General features: G+C 60.6%; 12 protein-coding genes. All 12 read left to right on the top strand.

Annotated elements, in window-relative coordinates; genetic code table 11:
* Positions 1–14: 14 nt before the first annotated feature.
* Positions 15–11,627 (top strand): non-ribosomal peptide synthetase, encoded by an 11,613-nt coding sequence (locus CH305_RS27510; RefSeq protein WP_254923896.1) that lies wholly within the window; start codon positions 15–17, stop codon positions 11,625–11,627.
* Complete coding sequence (locus tag CH305_RS27515) at positions 11,596–13,059, top strand: methylmalonyl-CoA mutase family protein (protein WP_032364855.1); 1,464 nt, start codon at positions 11,596–11,598, stop codon at positions 13,057–13,059. The genes CH305_RS27510 and CH305_RS27515 overlap by 32 nt, the downstream gene beginning before the upstream one ends.
* A gap of 98 nt (positions 13,060–13,157) precedes the next feature.
* Positions 13,158–13,418 (top strand): phosphopantetheine-binding protein, encoded by a 261-nt coding sequence (locus CH305_RS27520; protein ID WP_032382025.1) that lies wholly within the window; start codon positions 13,158–13,160, stop codon positions 13,416–13,418.
* Entirely contained in the window at positions 13,415–14,998 is a 1,584-nt protein-coding gene (locus CH305_RS27525; RefSeq protein WP_015586172.1) for an AMP-binding protein, read from the top strand. Before CH305_RS27520 ends, CH305_RS27525 begins: the two co-directional genes overlap by 4 nt.
* Entirely contained in the window at positions 14,995–16,839 is a 1,845-nt protein-coding gene (locus CH305_RS27530) for a condensation domain-containing protein (protein ID WP_015586173.1), read from the top strand. The genes CH305_RS27525 and CH305_RS27530 overlap by 4 nt, the downstream gene beginning before the upstream one ends.
* Entirely contained in the window at positions 16,823–18,145 is a 1,323-nt protein-coding gene (ccrA, locus tag CH305_RS27535) for a crotonyl-CoA carboxylase/reductase (RefSeq protein WP_015586174.1), read from the top strand. Before CH305_RS27530 ends, ccrA begins: the two co-directional genes overlap by 17 nt.
* Positions 18,142–18,597: a cobalamin B12-binding domain-containing protein gene (locus CH305_RS27540; protein WP_015586175.1), complete on the top strand. Its 456-nt coding sequence runs from the start codon at positions 18,142–18,144 to the stop codon at positions 18,595–18,597. The genes ccrA and CH305_RS27540 overlap by 4 nt, the downstream gene beginning before the upstream one ends.
* Positions 18,594–19,349 carry a methylmalonyl Co-A mutase-associated GTPase MeaB gene (gene meaB / locus CH305_RS27545; protein ID WP_015586176.1) on the top strand — a complete coding sequence of 252 codons (756 nt, stop codon included), beginning with the start codon at positions 18,594–18,596 and terminating at the stop codon, positions 19,347–19,349. The genes CH305_RS27540 and meaB overlap by 4 nt, the downstream gene beginning before the upstream one ends.
* Before the next feature lie 312 nt (positions 19,350–19,661).
* Positions 19,662–20,096 (top strand): methylmalonyl-CoA epimerase, encoded by a 435-nt coding sequence (gene mce, locus CH305_RS27550; protein ID WP_015586177.1) that lies wholly within the window; start codon positions 19,662–19,664, stop codon positions 20,094–20,096.
* Positions 20,097–20,304: 208 nt separating this feature from the next.
* Positions 20,305–21,504 (top strand): hypothetical protein, encoded by a 1,200-nt coding sequence (locus CH305_RS27555; protein ID WP_032384406.1) that lies wholly within the window; start codon positions 20,305–20,307, stop codon positions 21,502–21,504.
* Entirely contained in the window at positions 21,501–21,653 is a 153-nt protein-coding gene (locus CH305_RS29240) for a hypothetical protein (RefSeq protein WP_155289037.1), read from the top strand. Before CH305_RS27555 ends, CH305_RS29240 begins: the two co-directional genes overlap by 4 nt.
* A 390-nt stretch (positions 21,654–22,043) precedes the next feature.
* Positions 22,044–22,880 (top strand): hypothetical protein, encoded by an 837-nt coding sequence (locus CH305_RS27565; protein WP_015586180.1) that lies wholly within the window; start codon positions 22,044–22,046, stop codon positions 22,878–22,880.
* Positions 22,881–23,068: the final 188 nt, after the last annotated feature.

The raw sequence follows: 23,068 nt of genomic DNA on the forward strand, positions 1-23,068 counted from the left end.
GAGCATTGATCCCGTTGTCTTTTGCGCAGCGTAGGCTGTGGTTTATCCACCAGTTGGAGGGATTGTCGTCAACTTACAATATTCCTCTGGTCTTACGCCTGACTGGTGAGCTCAGTGTTCATTCGCTGGGCAGGGCAATCGGCGATGTCGTGAGTCGACACGAAAGTTTGCGGACTGTTTTCCCCTCCCATGAGGGTGTGCCGGAGCAGCGTGTTCTTGGCTCGGCCGACGCAGACTTCGGCTGGGACGTAGTCGAAGCGTCAGGGTGGTCGACAGACGCGTTGAACGATGCAGTCGCACAGGCAGTGGGATACAAATTCGACCTCAGCTTTGAGATTCCGTTCCGAGCGCAGCTCTTCAGACTATCGGCCGATCAGCATGTATTGGTGCTCCTGATGCATCACATCGCGTCAGACGGCCAGTCCCTCACGCCCCTCGTACGCGACGTCGGGCTGGCGTACAGGGCCCATGTGGGCGTAGAGGTGCCTGCCTGGGTGCCGTTGCCATTGCGATATCGGGATTACACGCTCCGTCAGCGTGAGTCGCTCGGCGACGAGTCCGACCCCGACAGTGCGCTGAGCCGGCACCTCCTTTACTGGAAGAACACGCTAGCCGGATACGAGGGGCGGCTTGAGCTCCCAACCGACCGCCCTTATCCGGTCGTGGCCGACTATCGAGGCAATCGAATCCCCATCGAATGGCCCGTGTCGATGCAAGAGCAGGTGCGACAGTTGGCCCGGGAGCATCGTTCTACCGGCTTCATGGTGATTTCGACGGCGCTGGCGGTGCTGTTGTCCGAACTAAGCGGCACCTCCGATGTCGCTTTCGGTGTTCCAACTACGGGCCGACGTGACGCTGATCTTGCGGAGATGGTCGGTTTCTTCGCCAACACAGTAGTGCTCCGCGTTGATGTGTCTGCCAGTTCGACGTTCCGTCGCCTCTTGCAAAAAGTACGGGACGCGGTTTTGGACGCATTGGCCCACCAGGATGTCCCGTTCGACGCGCTGGTGGATCTCGTCAAACCTGCTCGGTCACAATCGCATCACCCACTGGTCCAGGTCATGCTCGGATGGCAGAACCAGATCTCCACGGAGTTGGACTTGCCGGGGGTGCTGGCAGAGGCGGTACCCACCATTTCTCGACAGGCCCGGATGGACTTGACCTTCAGTCTCCGGGAGCGGTACTCCGAGTTCGGCGAGCCGCAGGGAATCGACGGAGTGGTCGAGTACCGCTCTGATGTCTACGACGCTGCATCGGTCGAGACCATGATCGTCAGGCTTGGGCGAATCATCGCCGAGATGATCGCCGTGATCGACCAGCCAGTCATCTCGATCGACGTACTAGACAGAAACGAACACACTCATCTTGACCGCCTGGGCAATCGTTCTGCGCACTCTCAGACTGCCGCCAGTATATCCATAGCCGAACTGTTTGCAGCACAGGCGAATCGAGCGCCGGAAGCGCACGCCATGGTTTTCGAGGATCAGGTATGGACTTACAGGGAAGTTGACGAGGCCTCCACGCAACTGGCACATCTACTAGCCGTTCGTGGGGTACGCGGAGGAGAAGTTGTTGCTCTCATGCTCCCGCGTTCCAACAAGACAGTAATCGCGATCCTGGCAGTGTTGAAACTGGGCGCAACCTATGTACCCATTGACATCAAGCACCCCGATGAGCGGGTGGCGTTCATCTTGGGCGATGCCGCTCCAGCTGCCCTCGTGACCACTGCCGAACTGACTTGCCGGGTAGACTGTTTTGGTATCGAAGTTGTGGATGTCGACGACGACGCGATTGCCGTGCAGCCGGTTACGGCTCTGCCTGCGCCAGAGGCCGGCCAAGTCGCGTACATCATCTACACCTCCGGTACCACCGGTGTCCCCAAAGGGGTTGCCGTTACCCAGGCGAGCGTCACGCGATTGTTCAGCTCGACGGCTCCGGGGTTCGTGCCGTCCTCAAACCAGGTGTGGTCACTCTTCCACTCCTACGCGTTCGATGTGTCGGTATGGGAGATGTGGGGCGCGCTGCTACACGGTGGCCGACTGGTTGTCGTACCTGGAGAAATTGCCCAGTCCGCCAACGACTTTCATCAACTACTGCGAGACCAGAACGTATCCGTTCTGAGTCAGACACCGTCAGCATTTTATGCTCTGCAGGCAGTCGACATGCGCCGGCCGGGCGAGTCTCGGCTGAGCGGTCTAGAAGCGATTGTCTTCGCAGGCGAAGCTCTCGAACCGTCGAAGTTGCGACCTTGGCTAGATCAGCTGGATTCCTGGCCGCACCTGATCAACATGTACGGCACCACAGAGACCACCGTCCACGCATCGTTCCGGAGGATCGTTTCTTCTGACCTCGACAGCCATGTCAGTCCCGTGGGCGGTCCGCTTGCTGACCTTGCCTTCTTCGTATTGAATACCGGTCTCCGCCGCGTGCCGGTAGGAGTAGTCGGAGAGTTGTATGTGGCAGGTCATGGTGTCGGCCTGGGCTACTTGAAACGCATGGGGCTGACGGCGTCGCGGTTTGTTGCTTCTCCGCTCGGCCCGCCGGGCTCGCGGATGTACCGGACGGGTGACGTAGTGCGGTGGAACCGCGAGGGCGAGCTGGAGTATGTGGGCCGCTCGGACGACCAGGTGAAGATCCGTGGTTTTCGTGTTGAACCGGGTGAGGTCGAGGCTGCTCTTTCCCGTGTCGCGGGGGTGGAGCGCGCCGCGGTCGTGGTGAGGTCTTCGAGTTCGGGCAAGCAGCTGATCGGCTACGTCGTACCTGCGGAGACCGGTCCAAAAGTAAATGGTGCTGTGGTGCGTGGTGATGTGGCCGCGCACCTACCGGAGTACATGGTCCCCACAGTGGTGATGATCGTCGATGACCTACCGCTTACGGTCAACGGCAAGTTAGACAAGCAGGCATTGCCGAATCCAGAGTTCGCAGGCGGATCCTACCGAAATCCGTCGACCTTGGTTGAGGGAATTTTGGCTGAAATCTTTGCGCGTGTGCTGGACCTACCGCGGGTAGGGGTGGACGACTCGTTCTTCGACCTCGGCGGAAATTCGCTATCGGCGATGCGAGTGATCGCGGCCGTGCAGGAGTCGTTTGATTCATCGATCGGCGTGAAGGCGCTCTGGGAAGCCTCAACGGTATCGGGGTTCGCACGGTTGGTGGGTGGATCGCCGGGTGGCGGCGTGGCATGGGTCCCAGTAGCTCGTCCCAAGCGATTGCCGTTGTCGTTCGCTCAGCGTCGGCTGTGGTTCATCCACCAGATGGAAGGGCAGTCGGCGACGTACAACATACCGCTACTGATTCAGATTACCGGTTCTTTGGATGTCTGTGCGCTGCGCGCGGCGATCGCTGATGTTGTGGAGCGGCACGAGAGTCTGCGGACAGTGTTTCCAGCGGTGGCTGGTGTGCCGGAGCAGCGTGTCCTTGCAGCTGAGACTGACTTCGACTGGGACATCATTGACGCCACCACCTGGACGGAACTTCAAATATCCGACGCAGCGCGTGTTCGGGGTCAGCATGCTTTCGACCTAGCCGAAGACCTTCCTTTCCGCGCGGCGCTGTTTGTCGTGTCTGCCACTGACCATCGTCTGGTCGTGGTCATGCACCACATTGCAGTCGACGGGGGGTCACTTCCTCCGCTCCTGCGTGACCTATGGAGCGCCTACGGAGTCCGCGCTGCGGGCGAGTCGCCTTCCTGGTCGCCACTTCCCGTCCAGTACGCCGACTACACGCTTTGGCAACACGCTCTGCTGGGTGACGAAGCGGATTCGCAAAGCGTGCTCGCCGGGCAGTTGAAATTCTGGGAACACGCCCTGAAAGATCTACCCAGCAGGTTGGAGCTTCCCACGGACCGGTCGTACCCGGCGGAGACCGACACGAATGGGGGTCGAGTCGTCGTCGACCTGCCCGCGGATTTCCATGAATTGGCGCAGCGGATCGCGCGGGAACGCAATGCGACGACGTTCATGGTGATGTCGGCGGCGCTTTCGGTGCTGTTGGCGCGTTTGAGCGGGAGCGCGGATGTGGCGTTCGGGGTGCCGACGGCGGGGCGGGGGCGAACCGAGTTTGACGGCATGGTCGGGTTTTTCGTCAACACGCTGGTGTTGCGTACGCGGGTTTCAGCCGAGATGAACTTCGGTGATTTGTTGGAGGAGGTACGGGAGCGGAGCCTGGACGCGTTCGCGAACCAAGATGTGCCGTTCGATGCGCTTGTCGAGCGCCTCAATCCGGTCCGTACGCAGGCTCACCATCCGTTGATCCAAATCCTGTTCGCCTGGCAGAACGACCCGGTCCCCGACATCTCGGTGCCGGGTCTCGACGTGGAGACGGCGTCAGTCGACATCGGAGCCGCTCGAATGGACCTGGCATTCAGCCTGCGCGAGCGGTTCACTGCGGACGGTCAGCCCGATGGGATCAGCGGAATCGTCGAGTACCGCACCGACATCTTCAACGCCGAGACCGTAAAGCGCATGGCGGCTCGGTGGCAGCAGCTATTGATTGCGATGGCGGCGGGCCCGGATCGTCCTTTGGCTTCGTTCGACATCCTGGGTGAGGATGAGCTGACGCAGCTGGACGTACTGGGTAACAGGTCGGCTGTGACGGAGTCCGTTGCTGGCGTGTCGATTCCGGAGTTGTTCGCCGAGCAGGTGAGGGTGCGGCCGGACGTCATAGCGGTGGTGTTCGAGGGTCGGTCGTGGACGTATCAGGAGTTGGACGACACATCGACGCAGTTGGCTCATTTGTTGGCTGGGCGTGGGGTGGGAGTAGAGGACGTTGTTGCACTGTTGCTGCCACGTTCGGAACACACTGTGATAGCCATACTTTCGGTGCTGAAGCTGGGTTCTGCTTACTTGCCGATCGACATCAACACCCCTGACGAGCGCCTGGCATTCGTTCTACAAGACGCTGCGCCGGCCGCGATTTTGACCACGGTGAGCCTCGCTGGTCGCGTCAGTAAGTCCGGGGTCCCACTGATAGATGTCGAGGATCCCAAGGTCGCTGAACAGCCGACGACGACGTTGCCGGTGCCGAATGCTGACCTCCTCGCGTACATCATCTACACCTCAGGAACGACAGGCACACCCAAAGGCGTCTCGGTCACCCACCGCGGCGTCAATGACCTCATCGCTACCCACATCGCGCGCCTCGCCAATGTCGAGGACCCGACCACCGGCACTCTGGAACCCCACCACCACGTATGGACGCTGTTCCATTCATACGCATTCGACTTCGCGGTCTGGGAGATGTGCGGCGCGCTTCTGCACGGGGGACGGCTGGTCGTGGTTCCCGAAGAGGTTGCCTACTCTCCTTCCGATTTCCATAACCTGCTCGTAAACGAAGAAGTAACGGTGCTGACCCAGACACCGTCGGCGTTGGCACGGCTGTCTCCCGAGGGGCTACCGTCGATCGCGCTACTTCTACTCGGGGGAGAGACGTGCCCAGCCCAGCTAATCGAGCGATGGGTGACGCCTGAGCGAGCCGTGATCAATGCTTATGGCCCGACCGAGTGCACCGTCTACGTTTCGATGACCGAACCGCTAGTCCCTACAGGGGCAGTGCCGATCGGTGCCGCTGGCTCCGGCACTGCGTTGTTTGTGTTGGATTCCGGTTTGCGGCGGGTTCCGATCGGTGTGGTTGGTGAGTTGTATGTCGCGGGGCGGGGTGTGGCACGCGGTTATGTGCGACGGCCGGGCTTGACGGCATCGCGATTCGTCGCGTGTCCGCTCGGCCCTTTGGGTTCGCGGATGTATCGCACCGGCGATCTGGTTCGTTGGAATCACGACGGCGAGCTGGAGTATGTGGGTCGCTCTGACGATCAGGTGAAGATTCGTGGTTACCGCATCGAAATCGGTGAGATCGAATCGGTGCTCCGGACGGCCCCCGGAGTAGGACAGGCTGCGGTCGTCGTCCATGAGGACCACCCAGGGTACAAACGGCTGATCGGCTACGTCGTTCCCCACACAGACTGGGCGGGCGAGTTGGATGGCAACCAATTGCGCCGCTTGACCGACGCGTGGCTGCCCGAATATATGTCGCTTGCGGCGGTCGTGGTCCTCGATGCATTGCCCATGACGAGTAACGGCAAGCTTGACAAAAAGAGGCTTCCGGTACCTCAACTAGGACAATCGAACCAATACCGAGCACCGACTACTCCACTCGAGGAGAGCCTGGTTGACATCTACGCGCGCGTACTGAATGTGGAGAAAGTTGGAGTCGACGATTCGTTCTTCGATCTAGGCGGCGACAGCATCTCGTCCATTCAGGTGGTGTCCCGGGCCCGGCAAGTCGGTTTGTACTGCAAGCCCCGCGACATCCTGGTGGAGCGAACCGTGGCACGACTTGCCCACGCTCTCCAGCTCTCGGTCCCGGAGCAGTCTCTCCTTCGGCCGGCTGAGGCTGGGCCCGTCACGGCAACGCCGATCATGCGGTGGCTGGCATCTCTCACGGCACCGACAGACGAGTTCAACCAAACCATGTTGTTCCAGGGGCCGCAGCAGGCGAAGTACAGCGACGTGGTGTTGTTACTACAGGCATTGGTCGATCGGCACGCCATGCTCCGGTTGCAGGTGGACAACGCCCCGACTGAGGACGCGGACAACTGCATCGTCCTACCAACAGGCTCGATCAGCGCAGCCGACTGTGTAACCCCCGTCGTGGACTTCTCCGATACCACGTTTGCCAATGCCTTGAGCCGTCTTGACCCGCGTCGAGGAGCCATGGTGCATGGGCTGTGGGCTGAGCGCACCCGCCAGCTGTTGCTCATCGTCCACCACCTCGCGGTCGACGCGGTCTCCTGGGGAATCATCCAAAGGGATCTCGCAACGGGTTGGCGCTGCCTCACCGAGCGGCGAGAAATTACCCTGGATGCCAGCGGCACCTCGTTCCGTGAGTGGTCAACGATGTTGGCGCAGTACGCTGCCGAGCGGAAAGTCACTGACCAGCTTCCGCATTGGCAGCGCATTGAAGCCGTTGCCACCCTGCTGCCCAGCCCGCACCCGACTCCTGGTATCTGGCGCGATGTGGAGCATCTGTCGGTCAGCATCGACACGGAGCTAACCGAAGTGCTGGTAACCGACGTGACTGCGGCTCTGCACATCAACGTTCAGGATCTGCTGCTCATCGCACTCGGTTCTGCCCTCGCTGAACAGCACCAGCACTTCGACGTCCCTTTCCGCATCGACGTGGAGAGCCACGGACGTCGCGATGAAATCGGCAGTGGGATCGATTTGACCAACACCGTCGGATGGTTCACCGCAAAGCACCCGGTCGCTTTGAACGTCGTACCCATGGACCGTGACACTGTTCTGACCGGGGGCTCGGACATGGGTATCTGGATAAAGGACGCCAAGGAACAGCTGCGTGCCCACCCCGACGGAATCACCTACGGTCTTCTCAAGTATCTAGGCACCAACAATCTGTCTGGCGTAGATCCCGCCATCGGCTTCAACTACCTCGGCCGGCGCAGCGTGAGCCAGCTCGACGCACCCCTCGAAGATTGGCGGATCCTCGGACCGACTGAATCGCCTGATGCTCGACGCTTTGGTTCCCGCTCGATGCTGTTGCCGCACACAGTCGGCATCAATGCAGCCGTGCTAGCCGAAGGTTCGCAGTCAGAACTACACGTGTCCTGGAGTTGGACGAGCACACAGGTGGATCGCTCCTATATCACCGAGCTGTACGCGCGCTGGTATGACGTTCTAGCTGGAATTGCGGCGTACGTGCAGAACGGCGGCGGAGGACTGACTCCCTCCGACGTCCTGCCGGCGGTGGTCAATCAGCGGCAGATCGATCAACTCGCACAAATCGTGGAACCAGCAGACCTTCTCCCGCTGACTCCGCTTCAAACCGGGCTGCTTTTCCATCGCCGTTCCGGCAGTAATGAACCCGTAGAGCTGTACACCGTGCAACTGGGTATCGAGATTGCTGGCGTACTCGACGTGCCGCGCTTGCGCGAGGCCGCTCATACAGTCGTCGGACGCCACCCCAACCTAATGGCTCGGTTCGTCTCCGAGGGTTTCCCCGAGCCGGTGCAGATCATTCCGACACGCCCAGACATACCGTGGACGGTAGTTAACGGCTACGAGTGCGATCAGAGGCTGCTGGATGCAGAGCTCGCCGCCTGCGGCAACCTCGTAGATGAGGCACCGCTACGGATTCTCCTTCATCAGACTGGGACGAATAAGCACACGCTGGTGCTATCCGTCCATCACATCGTGGTGGACGGTTGGTCAATCCAGATTCTGCTCAAAGAGATGTTCGCCGTCTACGAACGGGAGACTCTGGCACCCGCGCCCACCTTCCGAAATTACGTCGAGTGGCTATCCGCCCAGGACTGGAGCGCGGCGCGGCGGCATTGGCAGAAGCTGCTGGCGGGACTTCAAACGCCGACCTTGTTAGATCCAGGAGATCGCTTCACTGATGCGCGATCGCTGTTGCGAGTCGACCTCCCTATCGACGTCACGCGTTCTGTTGAGCAGTTGGCTCGCTCGCAAAACACGACCATGAACATCGTGCTACAGGCCGCCTGGGGCCGTCTGCTGGGCGCATTGACTGGCAGCGGAGACGTCGTCTTCGGCACTACCGTATCGGGGCGGCCAGCAGAACTGTTCGGCAGCGAGTCGGCGGTGGGCATGTTCATCAACACCGTCCCGGTAAGAGCATCCCTGACCGCGACGACGACCACGGCTGAACTGATCGGCATGCTGCGGGACGACTACCACGATGGGCTAGACCACCAGTTCGTGGCCCTGGCCGATATCCAGCGCGCCGCGGGACATCAACAACTGTTCGACACCCTCTTCGTCTACGAGAACTACCCACTGAGGATGTCCGGCGGGCAGCTCGAGACAAACGGACTGAGCGTACGCATAGCCTCAAGTCGCGAGTTCACTCACTATCCAATCGCCTTACAGATCTGGCCCGGTCCACAGCTGAGGGTGCGGCTGGAATACCGCATGGCGGTCCTCGACGAGCGGTTGGCCAAGCAAATCCTGGTATGGCTCCAGACACTATTGATTGCGATGGCGGCGGGCCCGGATCGTCCTTTGGCTTCGTTCGACATCCTGGGTGAGGATGAGCTGACGCAGCTGGACGTACTGGGTAACAGGTCGGCTGTGACGGAGTCCGTTGCTGGCGTGTCGATTCCGGAGTTGTTCGCCGAGCAGGTGAGGGTGCGGCCGGACGTCATAGCGGTGGTGTTCGAGGGTCGGTCGTGGACGTATCAGGAGTTGGACGACACATCGACGCAGTTGGCTCATTTGTTGGCTGGGCGTGGGGTGGGAGTAGAGGACGTTGTTGCACTGTTGCTGCCACGTTCGGAACACACTGTGATAGCCATACTTTCGGTGCTGAAGCTGGGTTCTGCTTACTTGCCGATCGACATCAACACCCCTGACGAGCGCCTGGCATTCGTTCTACAAGACGCCAAACCAGCAGCAATAGTGACAACGGTAGCGCAATTGCACCGGGTCGATGAGAGCAAAGTGGCAGTCGTGACCCTCGGGGGCAGGGTCACCGTCGAACCTCCCACTGTCACCTTTCCATTCCCCCATCCAGAACTGACGGCCTATGTCATCTACACCTCAGGAACGACAGGCACACCCAAAGGCGTCTCGGTCACCCACCAGAACGTGACGCAACTGTTCACCAGACCCGCACGGACGTCCGAATTGTCGCCAGGACAGGTGTGGTCGATGTTCCATTCGTACTCGTTCGATGTGTCGGTGTGGGAGATGTGGGGCGCTCTGCTGCACGGTGGCCGCTTAGTCATAGCCTCTGAGGACACGGCCAACTCTGCCACCGACTTTCATGACCTACTTGTGAACGAAAGTGTTTCGGTTCTGACCCAGACCCCGTCCGCCCTCGGCCGGCTGTCACCGCAGCGGCTGAGCGCATTGAGGACCATTTTTGTGGGGGGTGAGGCGTGCTCGCCCGAACTTGTCGATCGGTGGGCTTCAGGCCGAGAAATGATCAACTCCTACGGTCCTACCGAAAGCACCGTTTACGCCTCTATGAGTGCGCCCATGAAGCCTGGTCATGGAGCTCCTATCGGTACGCCGGTGCCGGGTGATGCGTTGTTTGTGTTGGATTCCGGTTTGCGGCGGGTTCCGATCGGTGTGGTTGGTGAGTTGTATGTCGCGGGGCGGGGTGTGGCACGCGGTTATGTGCGACGGCCGGGCTTGACGGCATCGCGATTCGTCGCGTGTCCGCTCGGCCCTTTGGGTTCGCGGATGTATCGCACCGGCGATCTGGTTCGTTGGAATCACGACGGCGAGCTGGAGTATGTGGGTCGCTCTGACGATCAGGTGAAGATTCGTGGTTACCGCATCGAAATCGGTGAAGTGGAAGCAACACTCGCTGCCTTGACCGGAGTGGAGCGTGCGGCAGTGGTGGCCCGTGATACCGATACCGGCAAGCAGTTGATTGGCTACGTCGTACCTACCGAGGTGTCTGCGGGAATCGATGGTGGGGCGCTGCGCGAACGAGTTGCCGCGCGATTGCCTGCGTACATGGTTCCGGCCGTGGTGATGGTCATCGACGAGTTGCCGTTAACTGTCAACGGCAAGCTGGACAAATGGGCGTTGCCCGAGCCGCAATTCGCCAGCGGCGTTCACAGAGCGCCGTCATCTCCGGTTGAAGAAATTATCTCCGGCATTTTCACGAAGGTTCTCGACCTGCCGCGAGTCAGCGTGGACGACTCCTTCTTCGACCTGGGCGGCAACTCGCTCTCTGCGATGCGTGTCGTAGCCGCCGTGCAGGAAACCTTCGACTGTGAAATCAGCGTCCGTGCACTCATGGAAGCCCCCACCGTAGCGGGCCTGAGCAAACAACTCTTCAACTGGTCCAGTTCCGACGAGATACCTCAGGTCGTGAAGTTGTGCCGAGGGCCAGGGCGTCCACTTTTCTGCATACACCCTGGTGGGGGCGTCAGCTGGGCGTACCGCGCCTTGGGAAGCATCGTGCAGCGCCCAATATTCGCTATTCAGCAAACCGTCGACGGCGAACGTCCGCGTACGGTCCGCGAAATGGCCGGCGAGTATGCCGACCTCGTCCAGTCAGTCCAGCCCGATGGGCCCTACGACCTGCTGGGATGGTCCTTCGGTGGTGTCGTCGCCCACCAGATGGCTACCGTGCTGGAACGGAGAGGGGCGCACGTACGTCGGCTAATACTGTTGGACGCAGCTCTAGTAGAACCCGGTACGACACGCTCGCCAGACGCGGATTTCAATGAGACCGACGTCCTGCGGCATTTCGTGTCCAAGAACGTCGACCTGCCCGATCTGAAAGAATTGACCTCTTACGAGCAGGCCACGGAATGGCTGGAAACTCATTCGTCACTCGGCGCAGCTATTCCGCCAGCTTGGATGATCAGCCACGTCGTTCGCAATCTCCGATTCAATTCTGACCTCTGGCACGGCCACACACCGGACCTATTCGGGGGCGGCGCTGTGGTGTTCCAGGGAAGCGATCACGAACGCGATCCAGGTTATTCAAGAGACTGGACACGTTTTATCGCTCGTCCAGTCACGGAGATCGCAGTGGAGTGCGAACACAACGACATGTTGAGTCCCGATGCGTTGGACGCCTACGGCGACCGGCTGCGTGCAGAACTGGAAGGCGACGATTATGAGTAAACCAGGCGAGTTTCCTTATGAGGCAGGTATTCATCCCAAGGGCTATGTGTCTAGGCCATGGACGATCAGGCAATTGGCTGGGCTTGGCGACGGCGTAGACACCAATAGGCGGTTCCATTATCTCCTCGACCAAGGCGAGACAGGTCTTTCGTTGGCTTTCGACCTGCCCACCCAGCTCGGACTCGACCCGGACGATCCAACGGCTGCCGGTGAGGTCGGTCGCGCCGGGGTCTCGGTGTCCACCGTCGACGACTTGGCCGCAGTGTTCGACGGAATACCGCTGGATCAGGTGTCAGTCTCTTTCACCATCAATGCGACCGCACCGATGATCTTGGCCCTATGGATCGTGGTTGCCGAAGAATCAGGCGTCAACCCTGCGCTATTACGTGGCACTTTGCAGAACGAAATGCTGAAAGAGCACGCGGCTCGCAAGGCGTTCGTGTTCGACTTGGACGACAGCTTCCGCTTCTCGTTAGACGTTATCGAGTACTGCATACGCAACTTGCCCAAGGTCAATCCGGTATCGATCTCGGGTGGACACGCCCGTGAAGCCGGTGCGAGCCGAGCAATGGAAGTGGCGCTCGGCATCGCTGATGCGGAGACGTACTTGCAAGGGATGCTGGAGCGGGGGTTTACCGTCGACGAGGTCGCACCCCGGCTCAGCTTCATCTTTGGGACCCATATGGAGGTTCTTGCCGAGGCGGCCAAGTTCCGTGTCCTACGCAGGATGTATGCCCGCCGCATGGTGGACCTCTTCGGCGCTGCTGACGCGAAGTCGAGCCGCATGCGTGTTCAGGTCAATACTTTCGGCTCCGCTCTCGCCGCCTCCGAACCGCTCAACAACATCGCGCGTACGACCATTCAGGCCGTAGCGGCCGTCCTCGGCGGGGTGCAGTCTCTGCATGTGTGCGGCTTCGACGAGGCCGAACAAACGCCTGGGCAGCTATCGGCACGCATTGCGCTGAGGATTCAGCAGATCATCTTGAAGGAAACCGATCTAGCCAGATACGTCGACCCCCTCGGCGGGTCCGAGGCAATAGCTCGCATCGCCGATGAAATCGAAGCAGAGGCTACGGGGTGGCTAGATGACATCGCTGCCCATGGTGGCTTGTTGGACTGTCTGCGCAGTGGCTGGCTGGAATCGCGCATTGACGACATGGCCTACGCCACCCGCGGCCCCGTCGTCGGCGTCGTCGAAGCCGAGAGTTCCGAAGAAGAGGAGTGGCTCACTGAAAGGCAACTGCGTTCGGGTGTCGTACCGGGCCGCCGCCGTCCCTTCGAGCGCGGGGTTTGTAGCGCAGAACTACGTGCTGTGACCGATGACGTGGCCGCGGGCCGCAATGTCATGAATTCGATGATCGCAGCAGCACGGGCTCGGGCCAGCATCGGCCAAATGCAACGGGCGGTGGCAGAAGGGCTCGAATCGAAATGACCGCATCTAACCGGAGCAGCAGCAGTCCGGGTCAATCCCGTACCCAAACACACTCAAGGGTGCAGCCAACTGACCACTCGGATGGGGAGCAGAGAAATATGAGCAAACAACGGATGGCTACCACTATTACGAGTTTCTGGGAACGGGCTCTCGGCGAAGAAAATCTCACGCTCGATGACAATTTCTTCGATTTGGGCGGTGATTCGCTCACGGCCGCGAAAATCCTTGCCCTTATCCAGCGGGAGTATGGGCTGCAAGCGGAATTGCATCTAATTTTTAACAACCCCACCATCGAAGAATTCGTGGAGGCCGTTGATGAAGAACTAGCAGGGGTAGCGCCGCGGGGAGAAGATGCATGACCGCCCCAAAATTCAAGTCACTGTGGGGAGGTCCGGCGACACCCGATTGTCACTTAACTGGATTTGTTCGCCGTGTCACCCACGATCCGGGGCGTACGGCTGTAGTCGACGCCGATCGTTCGTACACCTACGGAGAACTGGCAGCTTGGGCGCAAACGGTGTCGTCCAACTTGACGCTGGCCGGCGTGAACGTAGGAGACCGGGTTGCGGTATCGCTTCCGCGAGGCGCGGGTGCAGTCGCTGCATTACTCGGGGTGCTGCTGCATGGAGCGACGTACGTCCCGTTGGACCCCGAGTACCCCGTGGAACGGATTCAGTTCATGGTGGATGACTGCGCACCTCGCGCCCTAATCGCCACCACGCGATCACGTGTGAACCACCACGCCCCGCTGGTCGACATCGGGCTGCCCCCCGGAGTAACCCAACCGATCGACCTGCGCGCCGTCGCGTGCGATGCCGCACTTCCGGTCTACATCATCTACACATCCGGATCGACCGGCTGGCCGAAGGGCGTAGCGCTGAACCATCTCTGCATCGACACAATGGTCGATTGGCAAACATCCCACTCACCCCACCCCGAACTACGCACCGCACAGTTCGCCCCGCTAAATTTCGACGTCTCGTTCCAGGAGATATTGGGCACGCTGTGCGGCGGCGGCACGCTTGCGATCATGCCGGAGAAGCTACGCCGTGAACCAGCCCAATTGCTTCGATGGCTCTCCGATCAACGAATCGAGCGGCTGTTCGTCCCATTCGTTGCGTTGCAGATGCTGGCAGTGACGGCCCAGCGGGACATGCTGGCGCAACTGTGCTTGGTCGAGGTAAATACCGCCGGTGAGCAAGTAGTGTGCTCGGAAGATATTCGCGCAATGTTCGCATGTATGCCCGGCTGCCGGCTGGTCAACCACTACGGACAAAGCGAATCCGCCATGGTGACCTCGCACATCCTGGGGCCCGATCCGTATGCCTGGCCCAATCTGCCACCAATCGGCGAACCCCTGCCGGGATGCGAACTACTCATCGCGCCGGAAGTTCCAGAAACTCCGAACATCGGAGAGCTTCTCGTATCCGGAAATCCATTGTCGGATGGATATCTGGGGCGTCCCGAGCTGACAGTGGAGCGCTACGTCAGCATCCTTCCCTCACCAGCCGGTAACACCCGAGCCTTCCGTACCGGTGACCTGGTGGAGCTGACAGACAGCGGCTTGCGCTTCCTATCCCGAATGGACAGCCAGATCAAAGTGCGGGGAATCCGCGTTGATCTCCTAGAAATCGATGCGCAGTTGCTAACAGCTCCCGACTTCGCTGCAGCGGCGACGGTCATGGTGGTGACTAAGTCCGGCCATGCCAGCCTGCGCGCCGCAGTAGTCCTTCGTGAGGGCTGCACCGGCCCAGTCGAGGCCAACGCTCTTAAGCGACTACGCAAGGTACTGCCCGAGGTTTCGGTCCCTGTTTCGGTGACGGAACTGCCCGAACTGCCCAGGACCCCCAGCGGGAAGGTTAATCGTGAGAGAGTCGCTGAGCTCATCGCAGATGACTGCCGGCGGCGTCGCCGACACAGTCAGGGCGGTGACGAATGACCACAATCCTGCACGATAGGCCCGCCGATGCGGGCCAATACGCACTCTGGGCCGAAGCCACGATTGATCCCTCGATTAGTGGCGGCGGATATTTCGTGGCGACCTTTCGCGGTGTACTTGACGAGCATCACCTCGAGGCCGCTGCGCGCGCCGTGCTTGAACGACACGAGCCGCTGCGGTCGGTGCTGCGGCTTGTGCGGGGACAGTTGCGCCAGTGCGTCCTGCCGGCACTTGAGGCATGTTCTTTCGAGCGCGCCACTATCCCATGCGAAGACGGCTCCGAGTCGGCGGCGGTCCGAGAATGGTGCAAGCAGCGCGAACAGGACAAGCGCTGGGACCTAGCCACCGAGGCACCAATTCGTTTCCAACTTCTAACCCATGCTCCCAACCGCTGCTCGATGGTCTTCGAGGCTCATCACGCCGGCTTTGACGGGCGCAGCAAGTTTATTGTCGCCCGCGATTTCTCGAACTATCTGGGGAAACTGAGAATCGGCCATCAAGTGAATCCGACGCCGCTGGCCGCGCCCAGTACGCCCGTTGCCACGGAGGCAGTCACCGCGGAGGCCATCGAATTTTGGCGTACTGCTATCGACAAACGGATGCCCTTGACACTTCCCGAGGGCGGCCGTCTGGGGCAGCGGTCCATTGCTGCCTCGCCGACAATCGAACTGGAGCCCTCAGCGGTTGCCGCCCTTCGCGCGATCGCTCAAAACCTGCAGGTGAGCACATTCACGATGCTTTTCGCAGCGCTCACTCGACAAATGACGGCTTACGACAACATTGATCCGGTGTTGTCTGTGGCTTCGGACGTCAGTGACGAACACACCGGACATGTCGCCGGCTTGCAAACCAACGTGGTCCCCGTATCCATCGAAACCTCCCGCCAGATGGCGACGGAAAAATCCGTTGCCTCGGCCCGCCGGGCGCTCACACACTTGGCTCGCTATCGCCGCGTCCCGTTCGTGGACCTGGTGTCCGGTGTGCCCGGCAGACCCCTCGCTCGGCTCAGTACTGAGCTCGGCCTGTCATTTCCCCGTCCGCCAGCCCAACTTGACCTGGAAATCCCCGGCCTACGTTCGGAGTGGGAGTTTTTCACGCCAAACACAAACGCTGCTTTGGCCAGAACGCTGCAGATCCGTGCGCACTGGCCGCAGTGCCGGGTGCGGCTCGACTATCGCCAGGATCTGATGGGTGCAGCGGAAGCAGAAATATTTCTTGCCGATTTTCGCACTGCTGTCACAGATCTCGCTTCAGACCGAGAAACATCCTTGGTCAGCTCTACGAGCAAAGTCCGGCCCCGAGCAGCCGGCGCGGGGACCCCGTACATCTGTGCTGGCGTCCGCGCGGGGACACTATGTAACGACGACGCTCCCCACCCTCCGCGCTTGATGCCATCGGACGGTGTGAGATTCACCGTGCGTGGCCGGTCGGAACAGTTACTGCCCTGTTGTATAGCGGGCACGATCTGGGTTCATCTCGCCGACGGCCGCGAGGTTTGCACCGACGACTGTGGGTACGTCGCGGCAGACGGCGAGATGCGACACCTAGGACCTCGGGAGGGTCGGTGGATCCGCACCCGAAGCCTCATTGATGCCTCCGCAGTCGCCCGCGTCGCCCGAACCCACACTTGGGTACGAGAGGCGGAAGTGCAGCTGGTGAGGGGCCGTACCGACACCGCGGTGCTCAGTGTGTCTGGACCAACTCGCAATGTCCCGAGCGCACGAGAAATCCGAGCACATCTGCGGACTTTTCTGCACGCCAGTGATCTGCCTGGACGTATCAAAATCACCTGTACCGACACCCTACCGACGAACAAGGATGACAATGAACGAACTCTCTGAAGCTGTAATCGCGGGTGCCTCTCCGGACGTACTTGAGAGCCTTCCCGTCCCACCTGAATACAACGCCGCCTACCTAGATGTAGAAGACATCCAGATTTTCGCCGGCGTCGAGGACAAAGACGTTCGAAAGTCGATTCACCTCGGCAGTGTGCCCATGCCGGAACTTGCTCCTGATGAGGTGTTGGTCGCTGTTATGGCAGCGGCGATGAACTACAACACAATCTGGTCCGCTACCTTCGAGCCGATCCCCACTTTCAACTTCCTGCGGCACTACGCAAAACAGGGCGGCTGGGCCTCTCGTCACGACCAGCCGTACCACGTACTGGGGTCGGACGCAGCCGGGGTGATCGTGCGCGTCGGGGCCGGTGTGCGCAAGTGGAAGGTCGGGGACCATGTCGCCGTAGGGACGGCTCATGTCGATGACCAGGAACCGCTCACCCATCACGACGGCATGCTCGGCCACGAGCAGCGAGCATGGGGGTTTGAGACAAACTTCGGAGGCCTCGCTGACTATGCGGTCGTCCGCGCGAGTCAATTACTACCCAAGGCAGCGCACCTCACCTGGGAAGAGGCTGCCAGCAACCCATTGTGCGCGGGAACGGCCTACCGGATGCTCGTCAGCGAGCGCGGTGCCAACATGCGTCAAGGCGATGTAGTCCTCATTTGGGGCGCGGCGGGTGGCCTCGGTGGCTACGCCGTGCAATTCGTCCGCAACGGCGGCGGCATACCAATCGGCATAGTCAGCTCGGACGCAAAAGCCGAGGTCGCCCGCAAGCTTGGCTGTGAGCTGGTCATCGATCGGCGCGAGATCGGTGAGATTTCCGCTGACCCGGACGCCACCGTCGCGGCAGGAAAACTGCTGGGCAAGATCATCAGGCGAGAGATCGGAGAGGATCCGAACATCGTCTTCGAGCACGTTGGCCGCGAGACCTTCGGCCTCTCGGTATTCGTGGCCCGCCGCGGCGGCACAATCGTCACCTGTGGATCGAGCACGGGTTACCAACACACGTTCGACAACCGCTACTTGTGGATGCGCCTGAAAAGAATAGTAGGCAGCCACGGGGCGAATTTGTACGAGCAGTGGCAGACGAACCGCCTCATCCAGCGCGGCCAAGTGCAACCTATGTTGTCTGAAGTGCACCCGTTTCAAGAGACACCAGAAGCCGCACGCAGGATTCAACTAAACGAGCACCTCGGCAAAGTTGGCATACTTTGCCTAGCACCCTCGAGTGGGCTCGGTGTCACCGACGTCGACCTGCGTTCCCGGATCGGCGAGGCGCGGATCACACCGCTGGTGACGGCATGACAGCTCCGAACCCGAGCTTCGACGCAGGAAAGGCCGAAGGCCGCGTGCATCGTGTCCGAGTGGTGGTTGCCAAACCTGGGCTGGATGGCCACGATCGCGGTGCCAAAGTGGTGGCGCGCGCACTTCGTGATGCCGGCATGGAAGTTATCTACACCGGATTGCGTCAGACACCCGAGCAAATCGTCCGCACCACTTTGGAAGAGGGTGCCGACGCTGTCGGTCTGTCACTGCTATCGGGCGCTCACATGGAACTGGTACCCCGCGTAATCGAGCTGTTGGCCGAGAATAACGCGATGGAGATACCCATCTTCTGTGGCGGCGTCATTCCACCTGGAGACGCACGCAAGCTCGCTGAAATGGGAGTGCTCCGGGTCTTTACCTCTCGGGATTCCCTTCAGGAGATCACCCGTTGGGCACAAACGAACCTACATCCGCTCAAGGAGACGGAGTGACGAGGCACCAGAACTGTCAGACCTTGGAGTCTGCACGGCAAGGCAATATCAGGGCGCTGGCGCAACTAATGACTCGCGCGGAGAACTACGCCATCACTGAGGTTGACGTCATCTCTCCGGCTGCACCGGACCACCCCCGAACCGCCTGTACGGTGATTGGCTTGACAGGTCCTCCTGGTGTCGGAAAGTCGACGTTGATTTCATGTCTTATCGCCGAGTACCGCAAGCGGGGTCAGCGCGTGGCAGTGCTCTGCTTTGATCCGTCATCGCCGATAACCGGCGGTGCGCTCCTCGGTGACCGCATCCGTATGCAGGAGCACTCAGATGATCCCGGAGTTTTCATTCGGTCAGTGTCCAGTCGTGGCCATCTCGGAGGACTTTCGGCCACGGCCAGGACAATGATCGCGATCCTGTCTGAGATCGAATTTGACAGGATCTTGATCGAGACGGTCGGAACCGGGCAGTCAGAGGTGGAAATCGCATCAATCGCGGACGACACCATCGTTGTTCTAGCGCCTGGAGCAGGTGACGGCATCCAAATGGCCAAGGCTGGTGTTCTGGAAATCGCCGACCTCTACGTCGTAAACAAGGCAGATCAGAACGGAGTCCACGCAGTACTTCGCGAACTCCAGGCCGTGATCGAGCTTGGTCAACGCGACGTCCCCATTGTGACGACTACCGCCAGCCGTCAAGAAGGGGCCGCCGAGGTAGTTAGAGCCCTTGAGGCCAAGCGAAAATCTCCTATGACGTAGAGCTGGAGCAGATCGTTCCTCCAGTCATTACCTCTGCCGCGCTTTGCAAAGCAGCGAAGCTTTGGGCCACCGTTAGGTGATCGAAGTCTGCGACATCGACGGGGACACCTGCATGGCACGAAATCACCTGCGCAGCGGCTTGAACTGGGCCCGAGTCAAGGGTTGGGCTGAATTTGACGACCTAGGCAACCAAGCAAAGTAGGGACTGTTGGCAGAGTTCAGATTGACTGATCTTGTAAATATCAGTCAGACAAGCGGATTCGGTCATGTCAGCATGTTGCATAGCGAGCAGTTATGCGGTGGACTGTAGGCATGCTGACTCGAATTGACCATATCGGGATTGTTTGTTTCGACCTCGACAAAACCGTCGAATTCTACAGTGCCACCTATGGATTCGAGGTTACTCACCTGGAATCGAACGAGGAGGAGGGTATCCGTGAAGCGATGTTGAAGATCAACGAGACCCCGGACGGTTACGCCTCGTACCTCCAGCTGCTGGGCTCGACCCGGGACGACTCAGTAGTAGGCAAGTGGCTGGCCAAGAACGGAGAAGGCGTCCACCACATCGCATTCGGCACGAACGACGTGAGTGGCGAAACAGAAGCCATACGGAGTAAGGGCGTCCGGGCACTCTACGACGAGCCGAGACAAGGTTCAATGGGGTCCCGAATCAACTTCCTGCACCCAAAGGATTGCCACGGGGTCTTGACTGAACTCGTCACCGCCGCAACACCAGACTCCGAATGACAACTGCCAGTTAATGTTGCGATGGTCCATATCGTCAGAGTGTTGATGCGGATTTGTGCCATGGAGTGGTAGACGAGGGGGCGGGATGGGAAAATTGGCGCGGCGTTCGGATAGAAGAGGGCAGAAGCCTCGGAATGCGAAGGGCACTCGGGTTCGCCGTGATGGATTCGACGGTGAGTTCGTTCCAGGGCAACAATTTTCGGTCGACATGCGTATCCGCCGTCAGGCCGCCGAGGTGCTGGAAGCAAAGGTCACCGCGGCGCGGTGGCCCCTTGTGCTCGAGGCCATCGAGGCCGCAGCCTGGCCGGTGGAGACCTACCTGGGAAAATTCCTTAAGGGCGGCTACGACGTGATCCGGTTTCGGTCCGACCCGGCCGACGTGGGCGAGATGCTCCATAGGTTGTCCCGGATGACGAAGCTGCCGGTCGAAGCTGTTGCGCGGGAGCCCCACAAGCACTTGCCCTTCTGGCTCGATGACGAACCGGAATCGCACGATGTCGGCCTGCAGCCCTTCCGTTGGTTCCAGATGCTTTATTACAGCCACTTCCTTCTGCGCGCGTCGACGGCGGACCGGTATGCCTACTATGCGACGCCGGAGATGTCTGCGTTGATCGAGGCCGGCCAGAGTGCCGATCGAGACCATGATGTTGCTGTGACCGTGGCCGATCTTCCCTCGAGCAGAGGAGTTCTCTATCTCGCTCCAGCGGATGGAGTGCCCGACCACGGGCGGGTCCTGGTGTGGAACGAGACAGGTCGCGACAGTGGAAGTGGAACCGATGTTCTCCTGATAGCCATGCTTACCGTTCCTGCTTTGCGGTGGTGGTTGGCGCGGGCCGACGGGGCACTTCCTACTGACGGAAACCGGTTGTACCGCGTCGTCAACGACTACCTACCGGTGTTTCCTTTCGCCGAGGTCCAGCTCAGCCCAGCCGAATCCGATGCTGCGCCCAGTGCACCGAACCGATCAGGAGGCGCGGGTTTCACGGACGTCGGTCCCGACGAACCTGCGCATTCCGTGACCGCCATGAATGACCTGGATTACGTTGCGCGAACGTTCTTCTCGATGGTGAACATGCTGCGAGGCAACAAGTTCGTGGAGTCCACCCGCCAGCAGTCGGCGCGCATGCGAGACAACGACGGCGTAGTCAAGCGGATGCGTGAGGTGACGTATTTGTCGTACCGGCAGCCGCGGTCTGCATCCAGTGCTTCATCGTCGGAAGGATCTGGCAAGCTCTCGCACCGCCACGTCGTTCGGGGGCATTGGCGTCGGCATTGGTATCCATCGCAGAAGCGTCATCTACCCATGTGGATCGATGAGCATTTGCAGGGGCCCGCGGATGCCCCGATTGTCGTCAAGAGCAAGGTGACTGTGGTGCGCCCGCCTGCGGAGAATGAGAGTGTTGAATGACCAACGACCGTAGTTTCGATCCGGACGCCGATCACGGCCAGGCGGGCTGGGTGACTCTGCCCAGTGGACAGCGTGCTTACCGCTACCACGGCTCGGACGACCTGATCTACGACGGAGCAACCGCCCCCGAGGCCGACGCGTCGAACTAGACGTAGATTGGAACTCCTCGGCGCAGGCTCGAGAAGACCGATGCACCGTCATGCCGGAAAGAACGACGCAGCTCGTCCAGTCATTCACATGAATGATTGTTGCCTGGGAACCACAAAGCAGCGCTGTGCGTCCAACACAGCATGGACGACGACGAGTGCGCAGCCATCCGTGACGAGGGGCGCGACCCCAGCGACCCGGCCGTCGTAAGCGCCCTCGACCAGGTGAAACGAACGCTTCACCTATACCGGCATCTCGCCTGGACCTTCACGGCAGACGACCTCGACACTCGCACCCTCCACCGCTGAACGCGCCCACCTGCACGTTCGACAATCGAACATGCGTTCGATACGGTGTGGTGGTTCCTATCGGCGCGCGAAAGGTCGATCCACATGGCCACCGTCGACGCAATCGGGGACCTCACCGGCTTGGGCAAGGCCGAACAGCTCGCCGCGCTCCGACGCAGCATGGCCGCGATCCCCGGACGACGTGTCCACGCACCCATCGAGCCCGTCGACGCATCCCTGTTCGCCCCATCTCAGCCAACGGCCCCGCCCGCCGACGAACAGACCCTCAGCGGCCCTGTGCGTTCACAGACCCTGCGCACCATCCCCGTGCCCACGCCACTGTCGGAACTCCTCCCACGCGGTGCGCTGGCCCGCGGAACGGCCATCTCGATTACTGGTGCCGGATCGATCCTCGTCGGTCTCGTCGCTACAGCCAGCGCGGCCGGCCACCACGTCGCATTGATCGGGCAGTCGAAGTTCGGACTCCTCGCCGTCCACGAGCAGGGCGGCGACCTGTCGAAAATCCACCTGATCGACCCAGGCCAAACAGACCCCCTCGACGCTGCGAGCCTCTGTATCGAGGGCCTCGATCTGGTCGTGACGACCGTGCACGGACGCGATGTTCCGCCAACCCGGGCGCGTGCCCTGTTGGCCCGAAACCGTACGCACGCAGGAATTCTCGCGATCACGAACGGACGCATGCCCGGTCTCGACCTGGCAGTCTCCTCGCGGCCTGTCGCGTACGGCGGAATCGAGCAGGGCAGGGGCCGTATCCGGTCGATCACCCTCGAGACCACCGTGCACGGGCGCGGTATCGCCGAGCGCACCGGCCGCTACACCCTCACCGCGCCCACGTTCGGCGAACAGGGCCTGCGGTGGATCCCGAGCAGCGTCGACGCGGCCGTCCTGCACCGGCCACACGGTCTGGCGGTCGTGCAGTGAGCCCCGAGATGTACGAGAACTGGCCCGTCACTTTCGATCCGCCCACACGCCTCGTTGTCGATCCCCCTCAGAGAGTCTTGGTCAGCGTCTTGTAGACGGGGTTTGCCTCTGACCACTGTGCATCCGATTAGTCTCCCGCTGTTTCGGGCCATCACCAACGAGGTTCGATACCTGCCCGAATCAGGCTC

The organism is Rhodococcus sp. 15-649-2-2 (assembly GCF_002258645.1).
In the GTDB taxonomy this organism is placed as follows: domain Bacteria; phylum Actinomycetota; class Actinomycetes; order Mycobacteriales; family Mycobacteriaceae; genus Rhodococcoides.